20 protein-coding genes and 1 pseudogene are annotated in these 22,029 nt (G+C 74.6%); 4 read left to right on the forward strand and 17 right to left on the reverse strand.

Translation table 11 applies throughout. The annotated features are described in order from the left end of the window. Positions 1–18: 18 nt before the first annotated feature. On the forward strand, positions 19–483 hold the full coding sequence (locus tag LPA27_RS07860; RefSeq protein WP_228942096.1) for a winged helix-turn-helix transcriptional regulator: 465 nt from the start codon (positions 19–21) through the stop codon (positions 481–483). Between the two features lie 68 nt (positions 484–551). Here the strand turns inward: LPA27_RS07860 and LPA27_RS19345 are convergent, their stop codons facing one another. The 10 genes and pseudogenes from LPA27_RS19345 to LPA27_RS19390 form a co-directional block, all read right to left on the reverse strand. Continuing rightward, a complete protein-coding gene (locus LPA27_RS19345) occupies positions 552–1,811 on the reverse strand; it encodes a M23 family metallopeptidase (protein WP_324251249.1) in 1,260 nt (419 codons plus the stop codon). A 214-nt stretch (positions 1,812–2,025) separates the two neighbouring features. Next, positions 2,026–2,901 (reverse strand): acyl-CoA thioesterase, encoded by an 876-nt coding sequence (locus LPA27_RS07870; protein WP_228942097.1) that lies wholly within the window; start codon positions 2,899–2,901, stop codon positions 2,026–2,028. After that, positions 2,898–3,752, reverse strand: coding sequence for an acyl-CoA thioesterase (locus LPA27_RS07875; RefSeq protein ID WP_056864296.1), 855 nt, complete (start codon positions 3,750–3,752; stop codon positions 2,898–2,900). Before LPA27_RS07875 ends, LPA27_RS07870 begins: the two co-directional genes overlap by 4 nt. Positions 3,753–3,754: 2 nt before the next feature. Further along, the gene (locus LPA27_RS07880; protein ID WP_228942098.1) at positions 3,755–4,756 is read right to left on the reverse strand and encodes a PAC2 family protein; all 1,002 of its coding nucleotides are present in this window, start codon (positions 4,754–4,756) and stop codon (positions 3,755–3,757) included. Positions 4,757–4,946: 190 nt separating this feature from the next. Then, positions 4,947–5,918 carry a homocysteine S-methyltransferase family protein gene (locus LPA27_RS07885; protein WP_228942099.1) on the reverse strand — a complete coding sequence of 324 codons (972 nt, stop codon included), beginning with the start codon at positions 5,916–5,918 and terminating at the stop codon, positions 4,947–4,949. 98 nt (positions 5,919–6,016) lie between these two features. Then, positions 6,017–7,513 carry an amino acid permease gene (locus LPA27_RS07890; RefSeq protein ID WP_056904288.1) on the reverse strand — a complete coding sequence of 499 codons (1,497 nt, stop codon included), beginning with the start codon at positions 7,511–7,513 and terminating at the stop codon, positions 6,017–6,019. Positions 7,514–7,648: 135 nt separating this feature from the next. Continuing rightward, the gene (gene dxs, locus LPA27_RS07895) at positions 7,649–9,586 is read right to left on the reverse strand and encodes a 1-deoxy-D-xylulose-5-phosphate synthase (protein WP_228942100.1); all 1,938 of its coding nucleotides are present in this window, start codon (positions 9,584–9,586) and stop codon (positions 7,649–7,651) included. Positions 9,587–9,604: 18 nt separating this feature from the next. After that, entirely contained in the window at positions 9,605–10,561 is a 957-nt protein-coding gene (locus LPA27_RS07900; protein ID WP_228942101.1) for an SMP-30/gluconolactonase/LRE family protein, read from the reverse strand. Continuing rightward, positions 10,558–10,821, reverse strand: coding sequence for a hypothetical protein (locus tag LPA27_RS07905; protein WP_228942102.1), 264 nt, complete (start codon positions 10,819–10,821; stop codon positions 10,558–10,560). Before LPA27_RS07905 ends, LPA27_RS07900 begins: the two co-directional genes overlap by 4 nt. Before the next feature lie 86 nt (positions 10,822–10,907). Then, positions 10,908–11,012 (reverse strand): annotated as a pseudogene (locus LPA27_RS19390) (hypothetical protein); the annotation flags it as partial. 48 nt (positions 11,013–11,060) lie between these two features. On the opposite strand from LPA27_RS19390, the gene LPA27_RS07910 reads away from it, so the two are divergent. Further along, positions 11,061–12,101 (forward strand): glycosyl hydrolase family 18 protein, encoded by a 1,041-nt coding sequence (locus tag LPA27_RS07910; RefSeq protein ID WP_228942103.1) that lies wholly within the window; start codon positions 11,061–11,063, stop codon positions 12,099–12,101. A gap of 28 nt (positions 12,102–12,129) precedes the next feature. Here the strand turns inward: LPA27_RS07910 and LPA27_RS07915 are convergent, their stop codons facing one another. From LPA27_RS07915 to LPA27_RS07935, 5 genes are all read right to left on the reverse strand, one after another. Continuing rightward, on the reverse strand, positions 12,130–12,909 hold the full coding sequence (locus LPA27_RS07915) for an isocitrate lyase/PEP mutase family protein (protein WP_228942104.1): 780 nt from the start codon (positions 12,907–12,909) through the stop codon (positions 12,130–12,132). A gap of 86 nt (positions 12,910–12,995) precedes the next feature. Beyond that, positions 12,996–15,977 (reverse strand): bifunctional [glutamine synthetase] adenylyltransferase/[glutamine synthetase]-adenylyl-L-tyrosine phosphorylase, encoded by a 2,982-nt coding sequence (locus LPA27_RS07920; protein ID WP_228942105.1) that lies wholly within the window; start codon positions 15,975–15,977, stop codon positions 12,996–12,998. Continuing rightward, the gene (locus tag LPA27_RS07925) at positions 15,974–16,801 is read right to left on the reverse strand and encodes a type 1 glutamine amidotransferase (RefSeq protein ID WP_228942106.1); all 828 of its coding nucleotides are present in this window, start codon (positions 16,799–16,801) and stop codon (positions 15,974–15,976) included. The genes LPA27_RS07920 and LPA27_RS07925 overlap by 4 nt, the downstream gene beginning before the upstream one ends. 56 nt (positions 16,802–16,857) lie before the next feature. Beyond that, entirely contained in the window at positions 16,858–18,198 is a 1,341-nt protein-coding gene (locus tag LPA27_RS07930) for a glutamine synthetase family protein (RefSeq protein WP_056903958.1), read from the reverse strand. Positions 18,199–18,256: 58 nt separating this feature from the next. Continuing rightward, positions 18,257–18,724: a hypothetical protein gene (locus LPA27_RS07935; protein WP_228942107.1), complete on the reverse strand. Its 468-nt coding sequence runs from the start codon at positions 18,722–18,724 to the stop codon at positions 18,257–18,259. A gap of 139 nt (positions 18,725–18,863) precedes the next feature. Here LPA27_RS07935 and LPA27_RS07940 point away from each other — a divergent pair, with 139 nt between their 5' ends. Together LPA27_RS07940 and LPA27_RS07945 are read left to right on the forward strand one after the other, a co-directional pair. Further along, positions 18,864–19,604 carry a response regulator transcription factor gene (locus LPA27_RS07940; RefSeq protein WP_228942108.1) on the forward strand — a complete coding sequence of 247 codons (741 nt, stop codon included), beginning with the start codon at positions 18,864–18,866 and terminating at the stop codon, positions 19,602–19,604. A 4-nt stretch (positions 19,605–19,608) separates the two neighbouring features. After that, the gene (locus LPA27_RS07945; RefSeq protein ID WP_056903955.1) at positions 19,609–20,946 is read left to right on the forward strand and encodes a sensor histidine kinase; all 1,338 of its coding nucleotides are present in this window, start codon (positions 19,609–19,611) and stop codon (positions 20,944–20,946) included. Between the two features lie 112 nt (positions 20,947–21,058). On the opposite strand, the gene LPA27_RS07950 is transcribed toward LPA27_RS07945, so the two are convergent. Both LPA27_RS07950 and LPA27_RS07955 read right to left on the reverse strand, forming a co-directional pair. Further along, entirely contained in the window at positions 21,059–21,436 is a 378-nt protein-coding gene (locus LPA27_RS07950) for a hypothetical protein (protein ID WP_056864285.1), read from the reverse strand. 148 nt (positions 21,437–21,584) lie between these two features. Beyond that, complete coding sequence (locus LPA27_RS07955; protein ID WP_228942109.1) at positions 21,585–21,956, reverse strand: hypothetical protein; 372 nt, start codon at positions 21,954–21,956, stop codon at positions 21,585–21,587. Between the last annotated feature and the right edge of the window lie 73 nt (positions 21,957–22,029).

Here is a 22,029-nt window from a genome sequence, read left to right on the forward strand (position 1 = left end):
CGCCGGGGGCAGGGACCGGTGAACGACTCTTTGATCCGCCCACCGGTCTCCCCGGCGGTCTCGACCCCCGACTCCACCCCCGACTCGACCCCCGCAGTGCCCCAGGTCGCGCTCGACTCGCTGCCGGGGCGGCCCTGCCCGGCCGCGGCGGCGCTCGAGGTGGTCGGCGAGCGGTGGTCGCTGCTGGTCGTGCGCGAGCTGGCGATGGGCAGCGGGCGCTTCACCGACATCGTGCGGGGCACCGGGGCGCCTCGCGACCGGGTGGCCGCGCGCCTGCGCTCGCTCGAGGCGTCCGGCGTCGTGCGCCGCACCTCCGACACCGCGGGCGACACGGCGGGCGCGCGGGGCGGCTACGCGCTCACCCCCGCGGGACACGACCTGCTGCCGGTGCTGGACGCGCTCCTCGTGTGGGGGCGGACCCACGCGGTCGCCCCCGACGACCCCCGACGCAGGAGCGACTACCCCCGCCTCGCCGCCGACTGACAGTTCCCCGACCGACGGCACCCCGACCGACCCGAGCCCGGCCCGGCCCGGGCGTGCCGGGCCGGCCCTCAGCGCGCCCGGCCGAACCTCAGGTCCTGCACCGTGGCCCGAGCAGCCGTGGGTGAGGTCGCCCGACGCTCGGAGAAGGTCGCGGTGGCGGGGTCCCAGACGCCGACGTCGGTGCGCAGGTTGCCGTCCCAGTCGCCCACCACGGGCAGGTCGCCGGGCTCGCCGAAGACCACGTCGGCGGTCCAGGCCAGCCCGTCGTCGTCGACGCGGCGCAGCGTGAAGGTCGCGGTGGCCTGGTCGTAGACGCCGAGGTCGGTGGTGCCGTTGCCGTCCCAGTCGCCGGTGACCGGGATGTCGTCGGCGTCGCCCAGCACGGCGGTCGACACCGTGCCGTCGGCGGCCCGCATCCGGAACTGCGCGGTCTTGGCGCGCCACACACCGACCTCCCACAGGCCGTCGCCGTCCCAGTCGCCGGCGACGGGCTCGTCGGTGGCGTTGCCGAGCACGACCGTGGCGAGCCCGGCCCCGGTCTTCAGCGTGAAGGTCTTGGTCGACGGTGTGCGCACGCCCGGGTTGGTGAGCCCGTCACCGTCCCAGTCACCGACCACGGGGTCGTCGGTCGACGTGCCCAGCCGCACGACGCGGGGCTTGGCACGGGGCCGCTGGATCCGGAACTCCGAGGTGCCCGCACGCCGGTAGACCGCGAGCTCCGCGGGTGCGTCGCCGGCGAAGTTGCCGGCCAGCGGCACGTCCACGCAGTTCTGCGAGTCGACCGTGCTGCCGTAGACGAACGGGGCGCCGTGGAACCACGCCTCGATCACCGAGCGGTCCTGGCGCTCCTCGAAGTGCAGGTGGGGGCCGGTGGAGTTGCCCGTCGAGCCCAGGGTGCCGATCTGGGCGCCCTGGTCGACGCTCTGACCGGTCACGACGACGACGTCGTTGAGGTGGGCGTAGAGGGTGCTCTCCCCGCCGCCGTGGTCGATGACCACGTAGTGGCCGTAGCCGGAGGTGCCGGTGGGCGCCGCCGTGGTGACGACGCCGGGCGCGGCGGCGACGACGGGGTCGTCGACGTCGTCGGTGCGGTTCCAGTCGATCGCCCGCGAGCTGGGGCTGTGGCTGGACCGTGTCGTGCCGGTCCAGGTCTGGCCGCACGGGAACGGCACCTCGTACGCCGTGTCCGGCGCCGCACCCGCCGGCGCGGCGAGCACGAGGGTGGGGCACACCAGGGCCAGTCCGGTGGCGCCCAGCACGACGCGGGTGGACCAGGGGCGGCCACGGACGGCACGGGGCTCGGACGGGAGGGGGGACCAGGGGGGCATGGTGAGGACGTCCTCGAGGTGGGCGCGCGGAGGACGTCGCGACCACCGGACACGACGAGGCACGTCGCTGTGCCTCGCGCTCATCAGCCCCAGGAGTCGTCAACCGTCACACGAGTAGACACACGAAACCACGCTCTCGGCGTGTCTGTCACGAACTACAGCGATGTAATGGTAAGGCCCTCTGGACCAGCGCCGTGCGCGGGTCAGCCACAGGTCAGCCGCGGGGCGGCCGGATCAGGCCCTCCTGTGCCACCGTGGCGACCAGGAGGCCGTCCCGGGTGAAGACCCTGCCGATGGCCAGACCCCGCGCGCCGTGGGCCGACGGCGACCACTGGTCGTAGAGCCACCACTCGTCGGCCCGGAAGGGCCGGTGGAACCACACCGTGTGGTCGAGCGAGGCCATCTGCACCCCGGCCGGACGGTCGTGGGCGGCCAGCGTGGCGCCCAGCAGGCTCATGTCGCTGGCCCAGGTGAAGGCGGCCAGGTGGAGGTGCGGGTCGTCGGGCAGCGCCGCCGCCATCCGGAACCACAGCTGGGCGCGAGCGGGGTGCAGCGGGTCGTCGGCCAGTCCGTGGCCGGAGGTGCCGATCGAGCGGGCCTCGACCGCACCCCACTCGCGGGCCAGCTTGGGTCCCTCGCCGTCGCCGCGCGAGGCCATCTGCGAGAGCAGGTCGACACCCTGCTCGGGCGCGGGGACCTCCGGCATCGCGTCCTGGTGGTCGAAGCCCTCCTCGGCGCGGTGGAAGTTGGCGGTGAGGTAGTAGATGGGGCGCCCGTGCTGGCGGGCGGCCACGCGGCGGGTCAGGAAGGAGCGGCCGTCGCGGATGCGCTCGACGTCGAAGACGATCGGCACGTGCGGGTCGCCCGGCAGCAGGAAGTAGGAGTGCAGCGAGTGCACCTCGAAGCCCTCGGGCACGGTGTGGATGCCCGCGATGAGCGCCTGCGCGGCGACCTGGCCGCCGAAGACCCGCGGGCGGCCGTAGTCGACGGTGGCGCCGCGGTAGAGGTCGTCGTCGAGCCGCTCCAGGTCGAGCAGGCCCAGCAGGTGGGCGACCGCGGCCTCCGGGTCGGGGACGAGCCCGCTGGTCATGTCGTCTCCTTCTCCACCGGGCGCAGCAGCGCCTCCTGGGCCACCGACGCCACGAGGGTGCCGTCGGGGGTGAACACCTGGGCGTTGACCAGTCCCCGTCCGCCCTGGGCGGCCGGCGAGACCTGGTCGTAGAGCCACCACTGGTCGGCGCGGAAGGGCCGGTGGAACCACACGGCGTGGTCGAGGGAGGCCACCAGCGTGCCGCGCGACCCCAGCCGCAGGCCGTGGGGGCTGAGCGCGGCGCCCATCAGGCTCATGTCGGAGAGGTAGGTGAAGGCCGCGACGTGCAGGAAGGGGTCCTCCGGCAGCTGCTCGCGCACCCGCAGCCACAGCCGCTGGCGGCCCGGGTGCTCGGGGTCGGGCGGCAGCAGGTCGTGGGAGCTGCCGACGTAGCGCAGGTCGGCCACCTCGAACTCCTCCCAGGAGCGGTCGCCCTCGCGCAGCATCGTGGTGGGGTCGAGGCACTCCTGCGGCGCCGGCGCGTCGGGCATCCGGGACTGGTGCTCGCGGCCGGGCTCGGGGCGGTGGAAGTCGGCGGTCAGCGCGAAGATCGGCCGGCCGTGCTGGCGCGCCAGCACGCGGCGGGTGGCGAAGGAGCGACCGTCGCGCAGCGGCTCGGCGTCGTAGATGATCGGCGTCGTGGTGTCGCCGGGCTGCAGGAAGTAGGAGTGCAGCGAGTGCACCGCGTAGGCCGGGTCGACGGTGCGCTGGGCGGCCACGAGGGCCTGCGCGGCGACCTGGCCCCCGAAGACCCGCGGCAGCCTCGACTGCTGGACCGCGCCGCGGAAGAGGTTGTCGTCGATGGTCTCGAGGTCGAGGAGCGCCACCAGCTCCCGGGCGTCGCGCGGCACGCTCAGTCCCGCCCGGTGGTGTCGGGCCCCGCCACGTCGGGGCCCTGGTCGTCGGGCTCCTCCAGACCGGCCAGGAACTGCTCGAACTGCTGTCCAATCTCCTCACCCGTCGGCAGCGGCTCGTCGGGGGCCAGCAGGTTGCCGCCCGACTCCTCGGCGCGCTCGAAGGCGTCGTACTGCCGCTCCAGGGCCTGCACGACGTCGTCGACCTCCGCGTTGTCGGCGAGGTAGGCGGTGATCTCCTCCTCGCGCTGCTCGGCCTCCGCCTGCAGCACCGACAGGTCGAGGGTGAGGCGCCCGGCCAGCTCGACCTGCTCGAGCAGGGCCGCCGAGGCACGGGGGTAGTCGAGCTGGGCGAGGTAGTGCGGGATGTGGGCCACGAAGCCCTGCGCGGGGTGGCCCCACTCCCCCAGCCTGACCTCGAGCAGCGCCTGGGCGCTGCTGGGCACACGCAGCTCTCCGCGCCACGGGCTCGTGGCTCCGAGGAGCAGCTCGGGGTCGTTGGCGTGGTGGGTCAGCGCCACGGGTCGGGTGTGGGGCACGGCCATCGGCACCGAGCCCATCGAGACCACCCGGGTCACCCCGAAGCGCTCGACGACCTCGCGCACGGCACGGGCGAAGGCCTCCCACCGGTTGTCGGGCTCGGGTCCCTGGAGCAGCAGGTACGGCGTCCCGCCGCTGTCGCGCAGCAGCCGCACCACGAGGCGCGGGGCGTCGTAGGAGGCGTAGTGGTCGCGCACGAAGGAGATCGCGGGGCGGCGGGCGCGGTAGTCGTGCAGCTGGTCGACGTCGAAGGTCGCGACCACCCGGCTCGACGAGGGCACGGCCGGGGGGCCGAGGAGGCTGTCCTCCTCGAGGTCCACGAGGTGGCGTGCGGCGCGGGCGGCGGCGTTGCCGGCGTCGAGGAAGCCGTCGAGCACCAGCACCATGGTCAGGTGCTCGGGCGAGCCGTCGAGCTCGGGCACGTCGTCGACGATGTGCACCAGGCGGGGTTCGGCAGGCACGGCGTCCTCTCGGCACGGTCTGCGACGGGCGCAGAGGCGGAGGCCCGCCGGGCAGGCGGGCCGGGTGTCGGTGGCCCGAGCACCGTAGCGGACCACGGTATTCCCCCCGCCGACCGCTCGTCGCGACAGCCCGTGCGGCGGACCGCCAGCAGGTGACGCCACCCACAGCCGGCTCGGCCGGCGGCCCGGCTCAGCGCGCCCCCAGCAGGGCGCGACCCGGAGGGCCGGCCCACAGCGCGGCGACGTGGGAGACGTCGGTGCCGCAGCAGCCGCCGAGCACCCGCAGCGCCGGGAGCCGCTGCCGGAGGTGCTCGGTGCGGTCCACGAGCAGGTCGAGGTCTCCCTCGTCGAGGGTCTCGGCGGCGTCGAGCTCGGCGTGGCTCAGCGTCGAGGCGTTCGGGCGGAGGCCGAGGATGCGGGAGCGCCAGCCGCTGTCGTCGCCGTCCCCGCTGTCGTCGCCGCCGTCGAGGGCCCGCGCCACGTGGTCGGGGTGGGCGCAGTTGACGAGGTAGCCGTCGGCGGGCGCCTCGCGCTCCAGGCGGCGGACCGCGTCGGCCAGGGCGGTGCCGTCGGGCAGGGTGCCGTCGGTCTCGACGGTGAAGGACACCGCCACCGGCACGCCGACCGAGCGCGCCGCGCGCACGACGCCGACCGCCTCGGCGGCCCCGGTCATGGTGTACGCCGTCACCGCGTCGACGCCGGCCCCCGCCAGGGCGGCCACCTGCGGCAGGTGACGGCTGGCCGCGTCGTCGGGATCGAGTCGCTCGCCGGCGACGTAGCCGTCGCCCAGCGGCCCGATCGTGCCGATGACCCGCACGGCGAGCAGGTCGGTCAGTCGCCCACGCAGGGCGTGCACCAGGTCCACGGCCCGGTGGTTGAGGCCCGCCGCGGCGTGCACGTCGTGGCCGAGCGACGCGGCCCACTCCGCGCCGGCGCGCCACGTCGGGGTCTCGAGCAGCAGCCCCGCCCCGACCCGGCGGGCCACGTCGGCGTACCCGAGGTAGTAGTGCTCGAGGAGATCGCGTCCGCGTTCGTCGTCGACCAGCGGGAAGGCGGCGAAGGCGGGCAGGTCGACGCCGTGGTGGAAGATCAGGTCCGTCTCGAGCCCACCGTCGGTGACCCACGCGGCCGCGTCGTCCCACGGTGGCGGTGTGCCGGCCACGGCTGGTCCTCCGTCCCGGGACGTCCGGGCGCCCCGGTGGACGTCCTACCCGCCGAGCCGGACCCGGGCCAGGGTCGGAGGTCCTCCCCTGGCTGCGGTCAGTCGCGCGCCGCGGCGCCGGCCTCGGCGCGGCCGAGCTTGGCGTGGCTGCGGCCGTAGACGAAGTAGAGGGCGAAGCCGAGCGCCATCCACACCAGGAAGCGCAGCCAGGTCTCCGCGCTCAGGTTGAGCATCAGGTAGAAGCAGATCAGCGCCGAGAGCACCGGCAGCACCGGCGAGAGCGGCACCCGGAAGGAGCGCTCGAGGTCGGGGCGGCTGCGCCGCAGCACCGGCACGGCCAGCGAGACCAGGAGGAAGGCGGTCAGCGTGCCGATGTTGACCATCTCCTCCAGCTTGCCGATCGGCGTGAGGGAGGCCACCAGGGCCACCACGACGACGATGCCGATGGTGATGGTGAGCGGCGTGCCGGTGCGGCGGTCGACACGGGCGAGCTTGACCGGCAGCAGGCCGTCGCGGGCCATCGCGAAGAAGACGCGCACGGCCCCGATCATCAGCGTCATGACCACGGTGGTGAGACCGGCCACGGCGCCGGCCGAGATCAGCGTGCCGATGCCGTCCTGGCCGCGGTCGATGAAGGCCCGGGCGAGCGCGGCCTCGGGGTCGATGTCGCGGTAGTTGACCATGCCCACGATGACCAGGGCGACGGCGATGTAGAGCACCGTGCAGATCGCCAGCGAGCCCAGGATGCCGCGCGGCAGGTCGCGCTGCGGGTTGCGGGCCTCCTCGGCGGTGGTGGCGACGACGTCGAAGCCGATGTAGGCGAAGAAGACGACCGAGGCCGCCGACACCACGCCCAGGACGCCGTAGACCTGCGGCTCGATGCCGAAGAGCAGCTGCACGAGCGGGGCGGTCAGCCAGGTGCCACCGGTCTCGGCCGTGCCGGCGGCGTCGGGCACGAAGGGGGTGTAGTTGCTGCCGTCGATGTAGAACAGGCCGGCCACGATGACGAAGAGCACCACGAAGAGCTTGACCGCGACGAGCACCAGGTTGACGCGCAGGCTCTCCTTGATGCCGAAGGCGATGAGGGCGCCGAGCACGGCCACCAGCAGGAAGGCGGCGAGGTTGAACGTGGCGTCGGGGCCGAGCGAGGCGGGCCAGGTGACGCCCAGCTGGTCGAGCAGCGTGACGAAGTAGGTGCTCCACCCCTGGGCCACCACGCTCGCTCCGAGCATCAGCTCGAGGAGCAGGTCCCAGCCGATGATCCACGCCACCAGCTCGCCGAGCGTGGCGTAGGAGAACGTGTAGGCCGAGCCCGACATCGGCAGCGTCGAGGCGAACTCCGCGTAGCAGAGCGCGGCCAGCGCGCAGCAGATCGCGGCGATGCCGAAGGAGAACACCACCCCGGGCCCGGCGTAGTCGGCGGCGACCCGGCCGGTGAGGGTGAAGATCCCGGCGCCGATGACGACGCCGACGCCGAAGACCGTGAGGTCGAGGGCGGTGAGGTTCTTCTTCAGCGCGAACTCGGGGTCGTCCCCCGAGGCCAGCGACTGCTCGATCGACTTGGTGCGCAGGAGACCGGTGCGTGTGCGACTCACCCGGAGACCGTAGAGCACCACCCGCGCTCGTCGCGAGCGTCCCCCGGGCGGGTCGCGCGGTGGATCCGCGACCACCACCGCCGACAGCGGGCCGTCCCTACCCCCCGGGGAGGGTCGGACCGCTGCTCGCCACCGCTACCGCGAGCCCTCGGCGCTGCGCTCGACGGGCTCGACGGGCTCGACGGGCTCCGCAGCGGACGCGGGGCCGTCGAGGGCGGAGATCCGCTCCACGATCCCCAGCGCCAGGGTCTGCGGGGTCAGGCCGATGCGCTCGAGGATCACGCCGCGCTTGGCGTGGTCGAGGAACTCCTGGGGCACGCCGTGCAGCTGCACGGGGGTGGTCACACCGGCCTCGTTGAGGGTCTGCAGCAGCACGGCGCCGCAGCCGCCCACCACGCCGTTGTCCTCGATGCTGACCACGAGGCGGTGCTCGCGGGCCAGGTCGACGATCGCGGGGTCGACGGGCTTGACCCAGCGGGGGTCGACGACGGTGACGCCGATGCCCTGGGCGGTGAGCCGCTCGGCCACCTGCACCGCGGTCGTCGCCATCGAGCCCACGCCGACGATGAGCACGTCGCGGGCACCGGAGCGCACGAGCACGTCGGCGCCCCCCGCCCGGTCGACGGCCTCGACGTCCTCGGGCGGCGGACCCTTGGGGAAGCGCACCACCGTGGGGGCGTCGTCGACCTCCACGGCCTCGTTGAGCAGCTCGCGCAGCCGGGTCGCGTCACGGGGCGCGGCCAGCCGCAGCCCCGGCACCAGCTGGAGCATCGACATGTCCCACATGCCGTTGTGGCTGGCGCCGTCGTCGCCGGTGACCCCGGAGCGGTCGAGCACGAAGGTGACGCCGCAGCAGTGCAGCGCGACGTCCATCAGCACCTGGTCGAAGGCGCGGTTGAGGAAGGTGGCGTAGACGGCGAAGACCGGGTGCAGCCCGCCCATCGCCAGGCCGGCGGCCGAGGTGGCGGCGTGCTGCTCGGCGATGCCGACGTCGAAGGTGCGCTCGGGGAAGCGGGCCTGGAAGTGGTGGAGGCCCACGGGGTGCATCATCGCCGCGGTGATGCCGACGACGTCCTTGCGGCGCTGGCCGATGTGGACGATCTCGTCGGCGAAGACGTCGGTCCAGATGCGGCCCTTGGGGTTCTCCTCGCCGGTGTCGACGTCGAAGGGCCCCGGGGAGTGGAACTGGTCGGCCTCGTGGCGCTCCGCGGCGTCGTAGCCGAAGCCCTTGCGGGTGAGCGCGTGCACGATGACCGGGCCGCCGAAGCGCTTGGCCTGGGCCAGTGCGTGCTCCATGGCCGCGCGGTCGTGGCCGTCGACGGGGCCGACGTACTTCAGGCCGAGGTCCTCGAAGAGGCCCTGGGGCGCGAGGGCGTCCTTGAGGCCCTTCTTCACCGCGTGGAGGGCGTCGTAGGCCGCGCCGCCGACCGCCGGCACGGAGTTGAGCCGCTTCTTGACCTGGTCGAGCAGCTGCTCGTAGCGCGGGTTGGTGCGCAGCGACGTCAGCGCGGTGGCCAGGCCGCCGATCGTGGGGGTGTAGGAGCGGCCGTTGTCGTTGACCACGATGACCAGCCGGCTGTCCTGGGCGACGGCGATGTTGTTGAGCGCCTCCCAGGCCATGCCGCCGGTGAGCGCGCCGTCGCCGATGACCGCGACGACGTGGCGGTCCTCGCCCCGGATGGCGTAGGCCTTGGCCAGCCCGTCGGCGTAGGACAGCGCGGTGGAGGCGTGGGAGTTCTCGACGATGTCGTGGGGCGACTCGGCCTGGCTGGGGTAGCCCGAGAGGCGACCCTCCTGGCGCAGGCCGTCGAAGTCCCCGGCGCGACCGGTGAGCAGCTTGTGCACGTAGGACTGGTGGCCGGTGTCGAGCACGACGCGGTCGTGGGGGCTGTCGAAGACCCGGTGCACGGCCAGGGTCAGCTCCACCACGCCGAGGTTGGGGCCGAGGTGGCCCCCGGTGCGCGCACACGTCGCGACGAGCACGTCACGGATCTCGGAGGCCAGGGCGTCGAGCTCGTCGTCGGCCAGGTCGCGCAGGTCGCGGGGTCCGGTGATCTGCTCGAGGAGTCCCATGGGCCCGAGTTTACGACCTCACAGGTCGACCACCGCGATCGCCGACTCGTGCAGGCTCCCCAGCCACACCCGGCCCTCGTGCTCCCGCACGCCGGTCACCATGTGGTAGCCGCCCGCGTCGCCGTCGACGTCGTGCACGAGCCGGCCCGCGTCGTCGTAGGCCTGCACCCGCAGCGTGCGGGCCGGCTTGGGCTGGAGCGGGGCGGGCAGCCGGGTGGCGGCACGCTGCAGCCAGGCGGGGCCCTGCTGGAGCCGGGTGACGACGGGGTCGGTGGGGCTGGCGATCGTGACCCAGACCAGCCCGTCGCTGCCGCGGGCGATGTTGTCGGGGTAGCCCGGCAGGTCGGTGGCCAGGTGGTCGCGGCTGCCGGCGCGCGGGCCCGTGAGCCACAGCCGCACCACGGTGCGCGCGGCGGTCTCGGCGACCGCGACGTAGGACCCGTCGGCGGCGAGCGCCACGCCGTTGGCGAAGGCCAGCCCGTCGAGGGCCACGGTGACCGAGCCGTCGGGGTCGAGGCGCAGCAGCCGCCCCGTGCGGGTGTCCTGCACCAGGTCGTCCTTCCACCGCTCGATGCCGAAGCGGGTGGAGGAGTCGCTGAGCCAGACGGTGCCGTCGTCACCGATCGCGGCGTTGTTGCAGAAGACCATGCGCCGTCCGCCGACCTCGGCCAGCAGCGGCTCGACGGTGCCGGTGGCGGGGTCGACCCGCAGCAGGCCGCGGTGGGCGTCGCAGACCAGCAGCCGGCCCTCGGGGTCGACCTCGAGGCCGAGGGGCCGTCCGCCGGTGCGGGCCACGCGCTCGAGGTGCGAGCCGTCGTGGGACACCCGCCACAGGGCACCGTCGGCGGTGCCGGTGTAGACCGAGCCCTCGTGCCGGCCGCCGGTCGCCACCACGACGTCCTCGGCTCCCGGCCCGGGCACGGCGTGGACCCGGGGCACGGGGGCGCCGGCGCCCCCGCCGCGGGCGGCGCTCACGACCACACCCCCGCGCCGAGCTCGCGGTAGAGCGCGGAGTCGAGCAGCTCGGGCACCGCGATGCTCGCGCTCCCCCCGAGGTCGAGGCGCCGGGCCTGCTCGGGCTCGACGAACACGATCCGGCGCCCCTCCCCCAGCACGACGTCGTCGTCGGTGAGGTCGGTGGCGGCCACGAAGACCGCGACGGGGTCGGTGGTGCCGTAGGCCGCGTGGTGCACCTGCAGCTCCCGCAGCAGGCGCAGCTCCTCGTGCGCCACCACGATGCCGGTCTCCTCGGCCAGCTCGCGCGCCCCGCGCCCTCGGCCCAGCCCTCACCGGGCTCGAGGTGCCCCCCGCACAGGCCCCACTTCTCGGGGTCGATGCGCGGGTGCTCGTCGCGCTCCTGGAGCAGCAGCCACCCCCGCCGGTCGACCAGCACCACGCACCCGAACCGCTTCGCGTCCTCGCTCACCCCGCCAACCTAGACCGCGCGGGGACCGGCTCGTGGGAGCCTGGGGCGGTGCACCGACCACTCCCCCGCGCCACACCCGTCCTGACCGTGCTCCTCGCGTTCCTGCTCCCGCTGACCCTCACGGCGCCGACCTCCGCGGCCGGGCCCGCGGCCCCCACCGCGGACGACCCCGGCCTGGTGGTCACGGGGTACGCCGTGGGCAGCGCCTCGGACCGTCTCGTCGCGCGCAACGCCGCGGGCCTGGACACCCTCACCGTGGCCGGTGTCGGCCTCCACGCCGACGGCGACGGGGTGGGGCGTCCGACCGCGGACATGACCCGGCTCCTGCGCACCGCCCACGCGGAGGGCCTGCGCGCGGAGCTGGTGCTCAGCAACTACAGCAACCGCCTCGGCGGCTTCGACACCCGCGCCGTGGGCCGGCTGCTCCTCGAGCCGGCGCACGTGCGCCACGTGGCGCGGGTCGTCGCGCGCGTCGTGGCCGCCCAGGGCTGGGACGGTGTCAACGTCGACCTCGAGTCGATGCGCCGTCGCCACGGCCGGGGGCTCGTCTCGCTGCTGGAGGCGCTGCGCGCCCGCCTGCCGCAGGCCGCGGCGCTGTCGGTCGACGTCTCCGCGCGCACGTCGCGGGAGGGCTACCTCGAGGGCGGCTACCGCCTCGGGGAGGTTGCCGACGTCGTCGACCTCGTGCAGCTGATGACCTACGACCAGCACGGACCCACCTGGTCGGGGCCGGGGCCGGTCGGCGGACTGGACTGGCAGCGCCGCAGCGTGACCGCGGCACTCGAGCAGGTGCCCGCCGCGATGCTCGACCTGGGTGTCGCCGGCTACGGCTACACCTGGCCGCGGCGCGGCACCGGCCACACCGTGCTGGTGCGACGGGCGCGCCAGCTGGTCGAGGCCGACGGCGCCACGGCGCGCTGGCGGGCCGCGGAGGGCGAGTGGACCGCGCGGCTCTCCGACGGCACCCGGCTCTGGTGGTCCGACGCCCGGTCCTACGCCGTGCGTCGCGCCCTGGCCGCCGAGCTGGGCCTGCACGGCCTCGCCGTGTGGCGCGTCGGCTCCGCCGACACCCTGCCCGCGCCGGGCTGAGGCGACCCGGGGGCGCCGCGCCGGACGGTCAGTTCAGCGGGCGCATCGACGACGGCACGCCGCCGCCGCGGTGGACCTCCTCGACCAGCTCCTGGAGCGCGGTGAGGGCGACCCGCTGCGACATCGGGCCGTAGGAGACGCGCGCGACGCCGAGCTCCTCCAGGCGCGCCAGGGAGGGGGTGCCGGGCAGGCCGATGGTGGTGAGGCGCTGCGGGCCGAAGGCCTCGACCAGGGTCGTCACCTGCTCCTCGGTGAGCGGGCCGGGCACGAAGACCAGCGGGGCGCCGGCGTCGAGGTAGGCCCGGCCGCGCTCGACGGCGTCGCGCAGGACCTCCTCGGGGTCGCGGTCGCCGCCGAGCACGAAGGCGTCGGTGCGGGCGTTGAGCACGAAGTCGGGCACGCCCTCGGCGCGGGCGGCCTCCATCACGGCGGCGACCTGCGCGGCCGCCTCGTCGAGGGGACGCAGCTGGTCCTCGAGGTTGGCGCCCACCACGCCCACGCCGATCGCGCGGCGGACGGTGGCGGCGGCGTCGCCGTACCCTCCCTCGAGGTCGGCGGTGACGGGCAGGTCGGTGGTGGCGACGATGCGCCCGACCGCCTCCAGCATGAGGTCGAGCGGGATGTTCTCGCCGTCCTCGTAGCCCCACGAGGCCGCGATCGAGTGGCTCGCGGTGGCGAGCGCCTGTGTGCCGGGGGTGTCGGCGACGACGCGGGCGCTGATGGCGTCCCACACGTTGACGACCGTGAGCAGCGCGGGGTCGCGGTGCAGCTGGAGGAGTCGGGTGGCCTGGTCAGGGGTGCTGGTCATGGTCTCGACGCTAGCCACGCGCCCCGCCGCGCGTCCTCACCCGTCGGTGGGCCGGCGGGAGCGCCGCCGCGGACCGACCGGGCGGCTCACTCCCAGAAGACGCGGTCCACCACCGAGCGCGAGATCCGGGTCTGGCGCAGGTGGTCGTTGAGCATCTCCTCCGAGCCGCTCGGCGGGTAGCCCAGGATGCTCGCCACGGCGGCGCGCTCGCGGGGGTCGCGCGGCAGCTGGTCGCTGGGGCCGCCACGCACCAGGGTGATGGCGTTGCGGATCCGGCTGACCCGGCGCCAGCCCTCGGTGAGCGCCTCGGCGTCGTCCTCGGAGACCAGCCCGGCGTCGCGCGCCGCGGCGAGCGCGGGCAGCGTGCGCGAGGTGCGCAGCCCGGGCACGGTGCCGGCCCAGCGCATCTGCAGCAGCTGGACGGTCCACTCGATGTCGGCCAGCCCGCCGCGACCGAGCTTGAGGTGGGTGGCGGGGTCGGCGCCGCGGGGCAGGCGCTCCTGGTCGACGCGGGCCTTGATCCGTCGCACCTCGACCACGTCGTCCTCGGAGAGACCGTCCGCGGGGTAGCGCAGCGGGTCGACGAGCTCCTCGAAGCGCCGGCGCACGCCCTCGTCGCCGACCACCGCGTCGGCGCGCAGCAGCGCCTGGAACTCCCACACCGCCGACCACTTGGCGTAGTAGGCGGCGTAGGAGTCGAGGGTCCGCACCAGCGGGCCCTGCTTGCCCTCGGGGCGCAGGTCGGCGTCGACGACCAGGGCGGGGTCGTGACCGGGGGCCGCCAGCAGCCGGCGCACCTCGTTGGCCACGGCCTGGGCGTAGGTCGCGGCGACGTGGGGGTCGGCGCCGGGCTCGGGCTCGTGGACGAACATCACGTCGGCGTCGCTGCCGTAGGACAGCTCGAAGCCGCCGTAGCGCCCCATCGCCACGATCGCCACCCGGGTGGGCGCCGCGTCGAGCCCGCGCTGGCGGCGTACGGCGGCGCCGGCGACCGCCAGCGTGGCCTCCAGGGTGGCGTCGGTGAGGCGGGAGAGCCCGGCCCCGACCTCGGTGACGTCGGTGAGGCCGAGCAGGTCGCCGGCGGCGATGCGGAAGAGCTCGCGGCGCCGGATGGCCCGCACGGCCCGCACGGCCTTGTCGGGGTCCTCGCGGCGCGCGGCTCCGGAGAGCATCTCCTCGCTCAGCGCCTCGGCGGCCAGGGGGGCCAGCGACTCCCCCAGCATCCGCACCCCCTGCGGCTCGCGCTCGAGCAGGGCGGTGGCGTAGCGCGACGTGGCGAGCACGTGGGCGAGCCGCTCGGCGACCTGGCCTTCGTCGCGCAGGGTCTGGAGGTACCAAGGCGACCCGCCCAGGCTCTCGCTGATGCGACGGAAGCCGAAGAGCCCGGCGTCGGGGTCGGGGCCCTCGGCGAACCACTGCAGCATCACCGGGAGCAGCGTGCGCTGGATGTTGGCGGCGCGCGAGACCCCGCCCGTGAGCGCCTCGAGGTGGCGCAGCGCGGCCTCGGGGTCGAGGTAGCCCAGGGCGGCGAGGCGGGCGCGGGCGGCCTCGGGCGAGAGCCGGGCCTCCTCGCCCGGCAGCAGGGCCACGGCGCCGAGCAGCGGGCGGTAGAACAGCTTCTGGTGCAGCCGGCGCACCTCACGGCGGTGGTGCTGCCACTCCTTGTCGAGGGCGGTGGCGGAGTCGCGCAGGTAGCCCATGCTGCGCCCGAGCCGGCGCATCGAGGCCTCGTCGGCCGGCACGACGTGCAGCCGGCGCAGCTGGTGCAGCTGCATCCGGTGCTCCAGCGTGCGCAGGAAGGCGTAGGCCTCGTGCAGGGCCTCGCCGTCCTCGCGGCCGATGTAGCCGCCGCGGGTCAGACGTGCCAGCGCGCTCAGGGTCGTGGGCGGTCGGATCGAGGGGTCGGCACGACCGTGCACCATCTGGAGCAGCTGCACCGCGAACTCCACGTCGCGCAGGCCCCCCGAGCCGAGCTTGAGCTGGCGCTCGGCCTCGCGGCTGGGGATGTGGTCCACGACGCGGCGGCGCATCGCCTGGGTCTCCTCCACGAAGCCCTCCCGCTCGACCGCGGTCCACACCAGCGGGCCCATGGTGTCGACGTAGGCGCGCCCGAGCGCGCGGTCGCCGGCCACCGGGCGGGCCTTGAGCAGCGCCTGGAACTCCCACGTCTTGGCCCAGCGCTGGTAGTAGCCCTCGTGGCTGGCCAGGGTGCGCACCAGCGGGCCCGACTTGCCCTCGGGGCGCAGGTTGGCGTCGACGGGCCAGATCTCGCCCTCGCCGGTCGGGTCGGAGCAGATGCGCATCAGGTGGGCGGCCAGCTGGGTCGCGGCGCGGTTGGCGGCGTTGTCGGAGGCGCCCTCGACGGCCTCGTAGACGAAGACCACGTCGACGTCGGAGACGTAGTTGAGCTCGTGGCCCCCGCACTTGCCCATCGCGATGACCGCCAGGCGGGCCAGGCCCGCGCCCTCCCCCACGCGCTGGCGGGCGATGGCGAGCGCGGCCTCCAGGGTGGCGGCGGCGAGGTCGGAGAGCTCGGCGGCGACGTCGTCGACGCCGAGGTGGTGGGAGAGGTCGCGCGCGGCCAGGCGCAGCAGCACCCGGCGGTACTCCACGCGCAGCGCGTCGACGGCCACCGGGTCGACCACCGTGGCGGTCGGCGTGGGGTCAGCGGGGTCGGCGCCCACCACGCGCAGCATGTCCTCGCGCAGGGCGTACGCCGCGGGACGCGTGCACCCGATCGCGGGGTCGGTCAGCTCGGTCCAGTGCTCCGGGTGGCGCGCGAGGTGCTCGGCCAGGGCGGTGCTGGCGCCGAGCACGCTGAGCAGGCGCATCGCGGTGCCCTCGTCGTCGGCGATCTCGCGCAGCATCGCGGCAGGGTCGTCGAGGCCCTCGACGAGGCGCACCAGCCCGGCGAGGGCCTGGTCGGGGTCGGCCGTGCCGGCCACGATGGCCAGCAGCGGCTCGGCGGCCTCCCCCAGCGCGGTGAGCCCCTCGCGGGCGGCCTGCGGGTCGAGGAAGCCCAGCCGGGAGAGGTTCTGCGGGGCGGGTGCCGCCGGCGGGCCGCTCACCGCTGTCGCGCCGCCTCGAGGTCGCCCGCCGCGACGTCGGCGAAGGCCTGCGCGAGCGGGCGCCAGGCCGCGTCGAGCTCGGCCCGCGCGGCGTCGACCTCGGCGATCACCGCGGCCTGGTCGACCCCGCGGGCGGCGTGGCGCTCGGCGTCGCCGACGGCCCACGCGCGCACCACCGCGGCGTCGACCTCGGGGTGCAGCTGCACCCCCCACGCCCCGGGGGCGTGGCGCACGACCTGCGCCTCCCCCGCCGGCGTCTCGGCGAGCACGACCGCGCCGGGCGGCAGCTCGACCACGAGGTCGTCGTTCCAGTGCACCCCGCGGCGGGCGCCGGGGGCGACCGGGCCGACCAGGGCGTCGTCGGCCGCGGCGGCGGTCCAGCCGGTCTCCAGCAGGCCGACCTGCTGGCCGCGGGGGTTGCGGTCCACGCGGCCGCCGAGCGCCCGGCCCACCAGCTGGTGGCCCAGGCACACCCCGAGCACGGGCGTCTCGGCGCGGGTCGCCGTACGGACCAGCTGCTTGGTGGGGGCCAGCCACGGGTGGTCGGCGTCGTCGTCGGCCCCCATCGACCCCCCGAGCACCAGCAGCGCGTCGTGCGCGGCGAGGTCGGCGGGCAGCGCGTCGCCGCGGTAGGGGTGGCGCACGTCGAGCTCGACGCCGGCCTCCTCCAGCCAGCGACCGACCAGGGCCGGCGGGCAGTCCTCCTGGTGCTGCACCACGAGCACCCGGGGCCGCCGGCGCGCGCCGGCGGGCGCGGTGTCAGGAGCGGTGTCAGGAGCGGTGTCAGGAGCGGTGCCAGGAGCGGGGTCGGTCGCGCGGGACATCGGGAGTCCTCTCCGTCGGTCGGGTGGTGCGGGTGGAGCCGGCGGTCGGGTCGGGCTCAGATGACCGGCAGCATCCGGTCGCGCTCGAAGGCCGAGACCTGGCCGCGGTACTCGTCCCACTCGGCGCGCTTGTTGCGCAGGAAGAAGTCGAAGACGCTCTCGCCGAGGGTGTCGGCCAGCAGCTCGGAGTCCTCGGCGATCGAGATCGCGTCGTTGAGGTTCTTCGGCAGCGGCGCGATCCCCAGGCTGGTGCGCTCGCGCTCGGTGAGCGACCAGACGTCGTCCTCGGCCTCGCGGGGCAGCTCGTAGTCGTGCTCGATGCCCTTCATGCCCGCGGCCAGCACCACGGCGTAGGCGAGGTAGGGGTTGCAGGCGGCGTCGATGGTGCGCAGCTCGATGCGGGTCGACTGGCCCTTGTTGGGCTTGTACATCGGCACCCGGATCATCGCCGAGCGGTTGTTGTGGCCCCAGCAGATGTAGGAGGGGGCCTCGCCGCCGAACATCATCCGCTTGTAGGAGTTGACCCACTGGTTGGTGATCACGGAGATCTCGGGGGCGTGGCGCAGGATGCCGGCGATGAACTGACGTCCGGTGCGCGAGAGGGAGTACTGCGAGCCGGCCTCGTAGAAGGCGTTCTCGTCGCCCTCGAAGAGCGAGACGTGGGTGTGCATGCCCGAGCCGGGGTGGGTCGTGTAGGGCTTGGGCATGAAGCTGGCCCAGATGCCCTGGCTCAGCGCCACCTCCCGGATCACGGTGCGGAAGGTCATGATGTTGTCGGCGGTGGAGAGCGCGTCGGCGTAGCGCAGGTCGATCTCCTGCTGGCCGGGGCCGGCCTCGTGGTGGCTGAACTCCACCGAGATGCCCATCGACTCCAGCATCGTGATCGCCTCGCGGCGGAAGTCGGCGCCCTCGGACTGCGCGGTGTGGTCGAAGTAGCCGCTGCGGTCCACCGGCACCGGCTCCTCGCCGCGGCCGGGCATGTCCTTGAAGAGGTAGAACTCGATCTCGGGGTGGGTGTAGAAGGTGAACCCCTTCTCGGCCGCCTTCGACAGGGTCCGCTTGAGCACGAAGCGCGGGTCGGCGTAGGACGGGGAGTCGTCGGGCATGAGGATGTCGCAGAACATCCGCGCCGTGGCCGGCCCGTCGCCGCTGCGCCACGGCAGGATCTGGAAGGTCGACGGGTCGGGCTTGGCCAGCATGTCGGCCTCGTAGACGCGCGCGAAGCCCTCGATGGCCGAGCCGTCGAACCCGATGCCCTCGCTGAAGGCGCCCTCGAGCTCGGCCGGCGCGACCGCCACGGACTTCAGCGAGCCCAGCACGTCGGTGAACCACAGCCGCACGAAGCGGACGTCGCGCTCCTCGAGCGCCCGGAGTACGAAGTCCTCTTGCTTGCCCATGCGGCGCAGCCTAGTGCCGCCGCGGGGCTCCGAGCAGGTGGGGCTCGGCAGGCGGTGCCTAGCCCGCGTCGGCCTGCGACGGGAGGGTCTTGCGCTCGATCTCGGCCACCGTCGGCACGCCGGCGTTGCAGAAGACCTCGACCTCGATCGAGCGGGCGCCGCTGGTGAAGATCGCGTCGACGTCGTCGTCGGGACCGGTCTCGTAGCTCACCGTCGTCCACCCCCGGGCCGGGCGGGGCTCGACGCCGATGGCGGTGAACCCCTGGCACTCCACGACGAAGCCGCCGAACTCGTCACGCACGACCGTGCGGATGCTCTCGCCCTGCGGGTCGTAGGGGGCGTCGTCGTCCTGCTCGGCGTTGCGGATCAGCTCGTTGCTGCCCAGGGGGCCGCGGCCGCGGATGCTGTCGCCCAGCGAGGTCACCGCGAGCACGCCGATGGTCACCGCCAGCGCGGCGGCCAGGCCCCAGGCGAGTGCGTAGCCCACCACCCGGCGCCAGTCGCCCGTGCGCGCCCCTGTGTCCACGCACCCATGGTCGCGGATCCGGGCGCCGCCTGTCCCCAGCGGCACCCCAAGCGAGGGTTAAGGCCAGGCTAAGGCGCGCCGCGACCACGGTCCGGCGGGGTGAGCGCCGCCCGGGGCCCGATGGCCTAGGTTCGGCGGTGTGGCGCAGGTGCTGATCATCGAGGACGACGCGCGCATCCGCCCGCTGCTGATGCGCTCGCTGGGCGAGCGCGGCTACGCCGTCTCCTCCGCGCCCACCGGCATGCAGGGCCTCAGCATGGCCGTGGAGACCCGCCCCGACCTGGTGATCCTCGACCTCGGGCTGCCCGACGTCGACGGCACGCAGGTGCTCTCGATGCTGCGCTCGGTCAGCGACGTGCCCGTGATCGTGGCCAGCGCCCGCGACGACGACCCCACGCTGGTGAGCTGCCTCGACGCCGGTGCCGACGACTACGTCGTCAAGCCCTACACGACCGCCCAGCTCGAGGCCCGCATCCGCGCGGTCATGCGACGCGTCGGCTCCGGCGCGCGCGCCCCGCGCACCTCGCTGGTGGTGGGTGGGCTGGAGATCGACGTCGCCGCCCGTCGCACCACCCTCGACGGCACCCCGGTCGACCTGAGCCCGCGCGAGTTCGACCTGCTGCGCCACCTCGCCGAGCGCGAGGGCGAGGTGGTCACCAAGAAGGAGCTCCTCACAGACGTGTGGAACCAGGCCTGGGGCGGCTCGGACAAGACCGTCGACGTGCACCTGTCCTGGCTGCGCCGCAAGCTCGGCGAGTCGGCCTCGCAGCCGCGCTACCTCCACACCGTGCGCGGGGTCGGGGTGCGCCTCGCCGCCCCCGAGGACACACCCCGGGCCGTGACCGGCACCGACACCGGCACCGACACCGGCGACGTCTGAGCCGATGCGCCGGAGCCTGACCCTCACCGTCGCCGCCGCGGTGTCGATGGTGCTGCTCGCCATGCTCGTGCCGATGGGACTGCTGCTGCGCAGCTACGCCCTCGAGGACCGGCTCTCGCGCGCCGCGCTGGAGGTGCAGGCCACCGAGACGGTCGTCGCGGGGCAGGACCCGGGCGCCGTGAGCGTCTACCTCGGCCTGGTCAACCGCGGCACCGGCACCACCACGACCGTCTTCTACCCGCCCGACGCCGACCACCCCGAGGGCTACTCGGTGCCCGAGTCGGGGGCGGCCACCCGGCGCGTCGTGGCCACCCGCAACACCGGCCTGGCCCGCGTCGACGACGTCGCGGGCGGCGCGGAGTTCCTGGTGCCGGTCTCGCTGAGCGGCAACACCGCCGCTCCCGGCAACACCCCGGTCATCCGGGTCCGCGTGGAGGCCCCCGGCCTGGAGTCGGGCATCCTGCGCATCTACCTCGCGCTGGTGGCCCTCGGGCTGGTCCTGCTGCTGGCCGCGCTCGCCCTGGCCGACCGGATCGGACGCGGCTTCGTGCAGCCCGTCCGCGCGCTCGCGGCGTACGCCGGGCAGCTGGGCGACCGCCGGCGGCCCGACCCGGTGACCCCGAGCGGGCCGCTCGAGGTGCGCGAGCTCGCGGGCGCGATGAACCGGCTGGTCGGTCGCATCGAGGTGCTGCTCGCCCGCGAGCGCGACTCGGTCGCCGACGTGTCGCACCGGCTGCGGACGCCCATGACGGCGCTGCGCCTGCGTGTCGACTCCCTGGCCGACCCCGGCGACCGCGAGCGGCTCGGCGCCGACCTCGACGAGCTCGACGCCACGGTCGACCACGTGGTGCGCGAGGCCCGCCGCTCGCAGCGCGAGGGCCTGGTGCCCGAGGCCGACGCGGTCGCGGTGGTCACCGACCGCACGGACTTCTGGGAGGCGCTGGCCGAGGACCAGGGCCGCGCCCTCGCACTGGTCGTCCACCCCGACCTCGGTCCCGGTGGCGCCGTGCCGGCGCGGGTGCGAGCGGCCGAGGAGGACCTGCAGGCGCTGGTGGACGTGCTGCTCGACAACGTCTTCTCCCACACCCCCGACGGCGCCGACCTGCGCGTCGAGCTGGCGCCGCGTCCCGGCGGTGGGGTCCTGCTCCTCGTCGACGACGCCGGGAGCGGCTTCCCCGACGGCGTCGACGTCACCGCCCGCGGCACCTCGGGCGCGGGGTCCACGGGCCTGGGGCTGGCCATCGCCGTGCGCACCGCGGAGGAGTCGGGCGGCTCGCTGGCCCTGGAGCGCTCCCCCGCCGGCGGCGGTCGGGTGCGGGTCGAGCTCGGTCCGCCGACCTAGGGACGCACGGAGGGCACGAGCGGCGCGGGCAGCACGACGACGGGGCCGCTCCCGGAGGAGCGGCCCCGTCGTGTGGTGCCGTGCGCGCTGCCACGCGCGGGGTGCCGTCAGGTCAGAGGGTGACCTTGGTGGAGCAGGTGGGGCTGCCGCCGACGCGGGTGGCGATGAAGCGGAAGGTGTCCTTGCCGGCGGTGTTGGGGCGGGTGCGCTCGACGTCGATGTCGCCCTCGTTGTCGGCGCGGCGGGTGTCCTTGAAGATGACCTTGCCGTCCTGCTTGAGCACGAGCTTCCACCGGGAGCCGGCCTTGACGTTGTCGAGGTCGCCCTGGATCTCGTACTGGCCGTCGTCGGTCTCGACGTCGAGGGAGAAGCGGCCGTCGCCGCAGACCCCGCCGCGCTCGACGGCGTGGGCGGGAGCCGCCACGAGGGTGGTGGCCGGGACTGCGACGAGGGCGGTCGTGGCGAGCAGGGCGGCGGTGCGCTTGATCATGGTGGGTCCTCCTGGGACGGGTGGTGCGGGGATGGGTGGATGGGTCCAGCGGGTGGAGCGGTTCGAGCCGCGTGGAGCGGGTCGAGCCGGGTGGAGCGGTTCGAGCTGGTGGAGCGGGTGGAGCCGTGGTGGCGGCAGAGCCGTGGCCTCAGTCGAGGTCGACGGTGCAGGCCTCGCCGCCCTGGGGCGTGGCGACGACGCTGAAGACGGCGTCGGCTTCCTCGTCGCCGAGCACGTCGACGTCGAGCTCGGCGTCCTCGTCAGTGGTGCGCTCGCCGGAGAACAGCGCGGTGCCGTCCTGCTCGACGACGACCTCCCAGGCCTCGCCGGCGCTGGCCGACTGGAGCTCGAAGTTCACCTCGAGGTTGTCGTCGTCGTCCTCGGCGCTGAGCTCGTAGGTCGCGTTGCCGCAGGTGCCTCGGGTCTGCAGGTCGGTGCCGCCGCCGAGCATCGCCCAGGCGCCGCCTCCGACGAGCACGACCACGACGACCGCCGCGACGACCAGCAGGGCCTTCTTCATGTCTGTGTCTCCTCGTCTCGTGCTGACGAGGAAGAGACTGTCGCGACCAGCGCTAACCGCGAACCATGGATCC

The sequence above is a fragment of the Nocardioides sp. Leaf374 genome, assembly GCF_916862475.1.
Classification (GTDB): Bacteria; Actinomycetota; Actinomycetes; order Propionibacteriales; family Nocardioidaceae; genus Nocardioides; species Nocardioides kribbensis.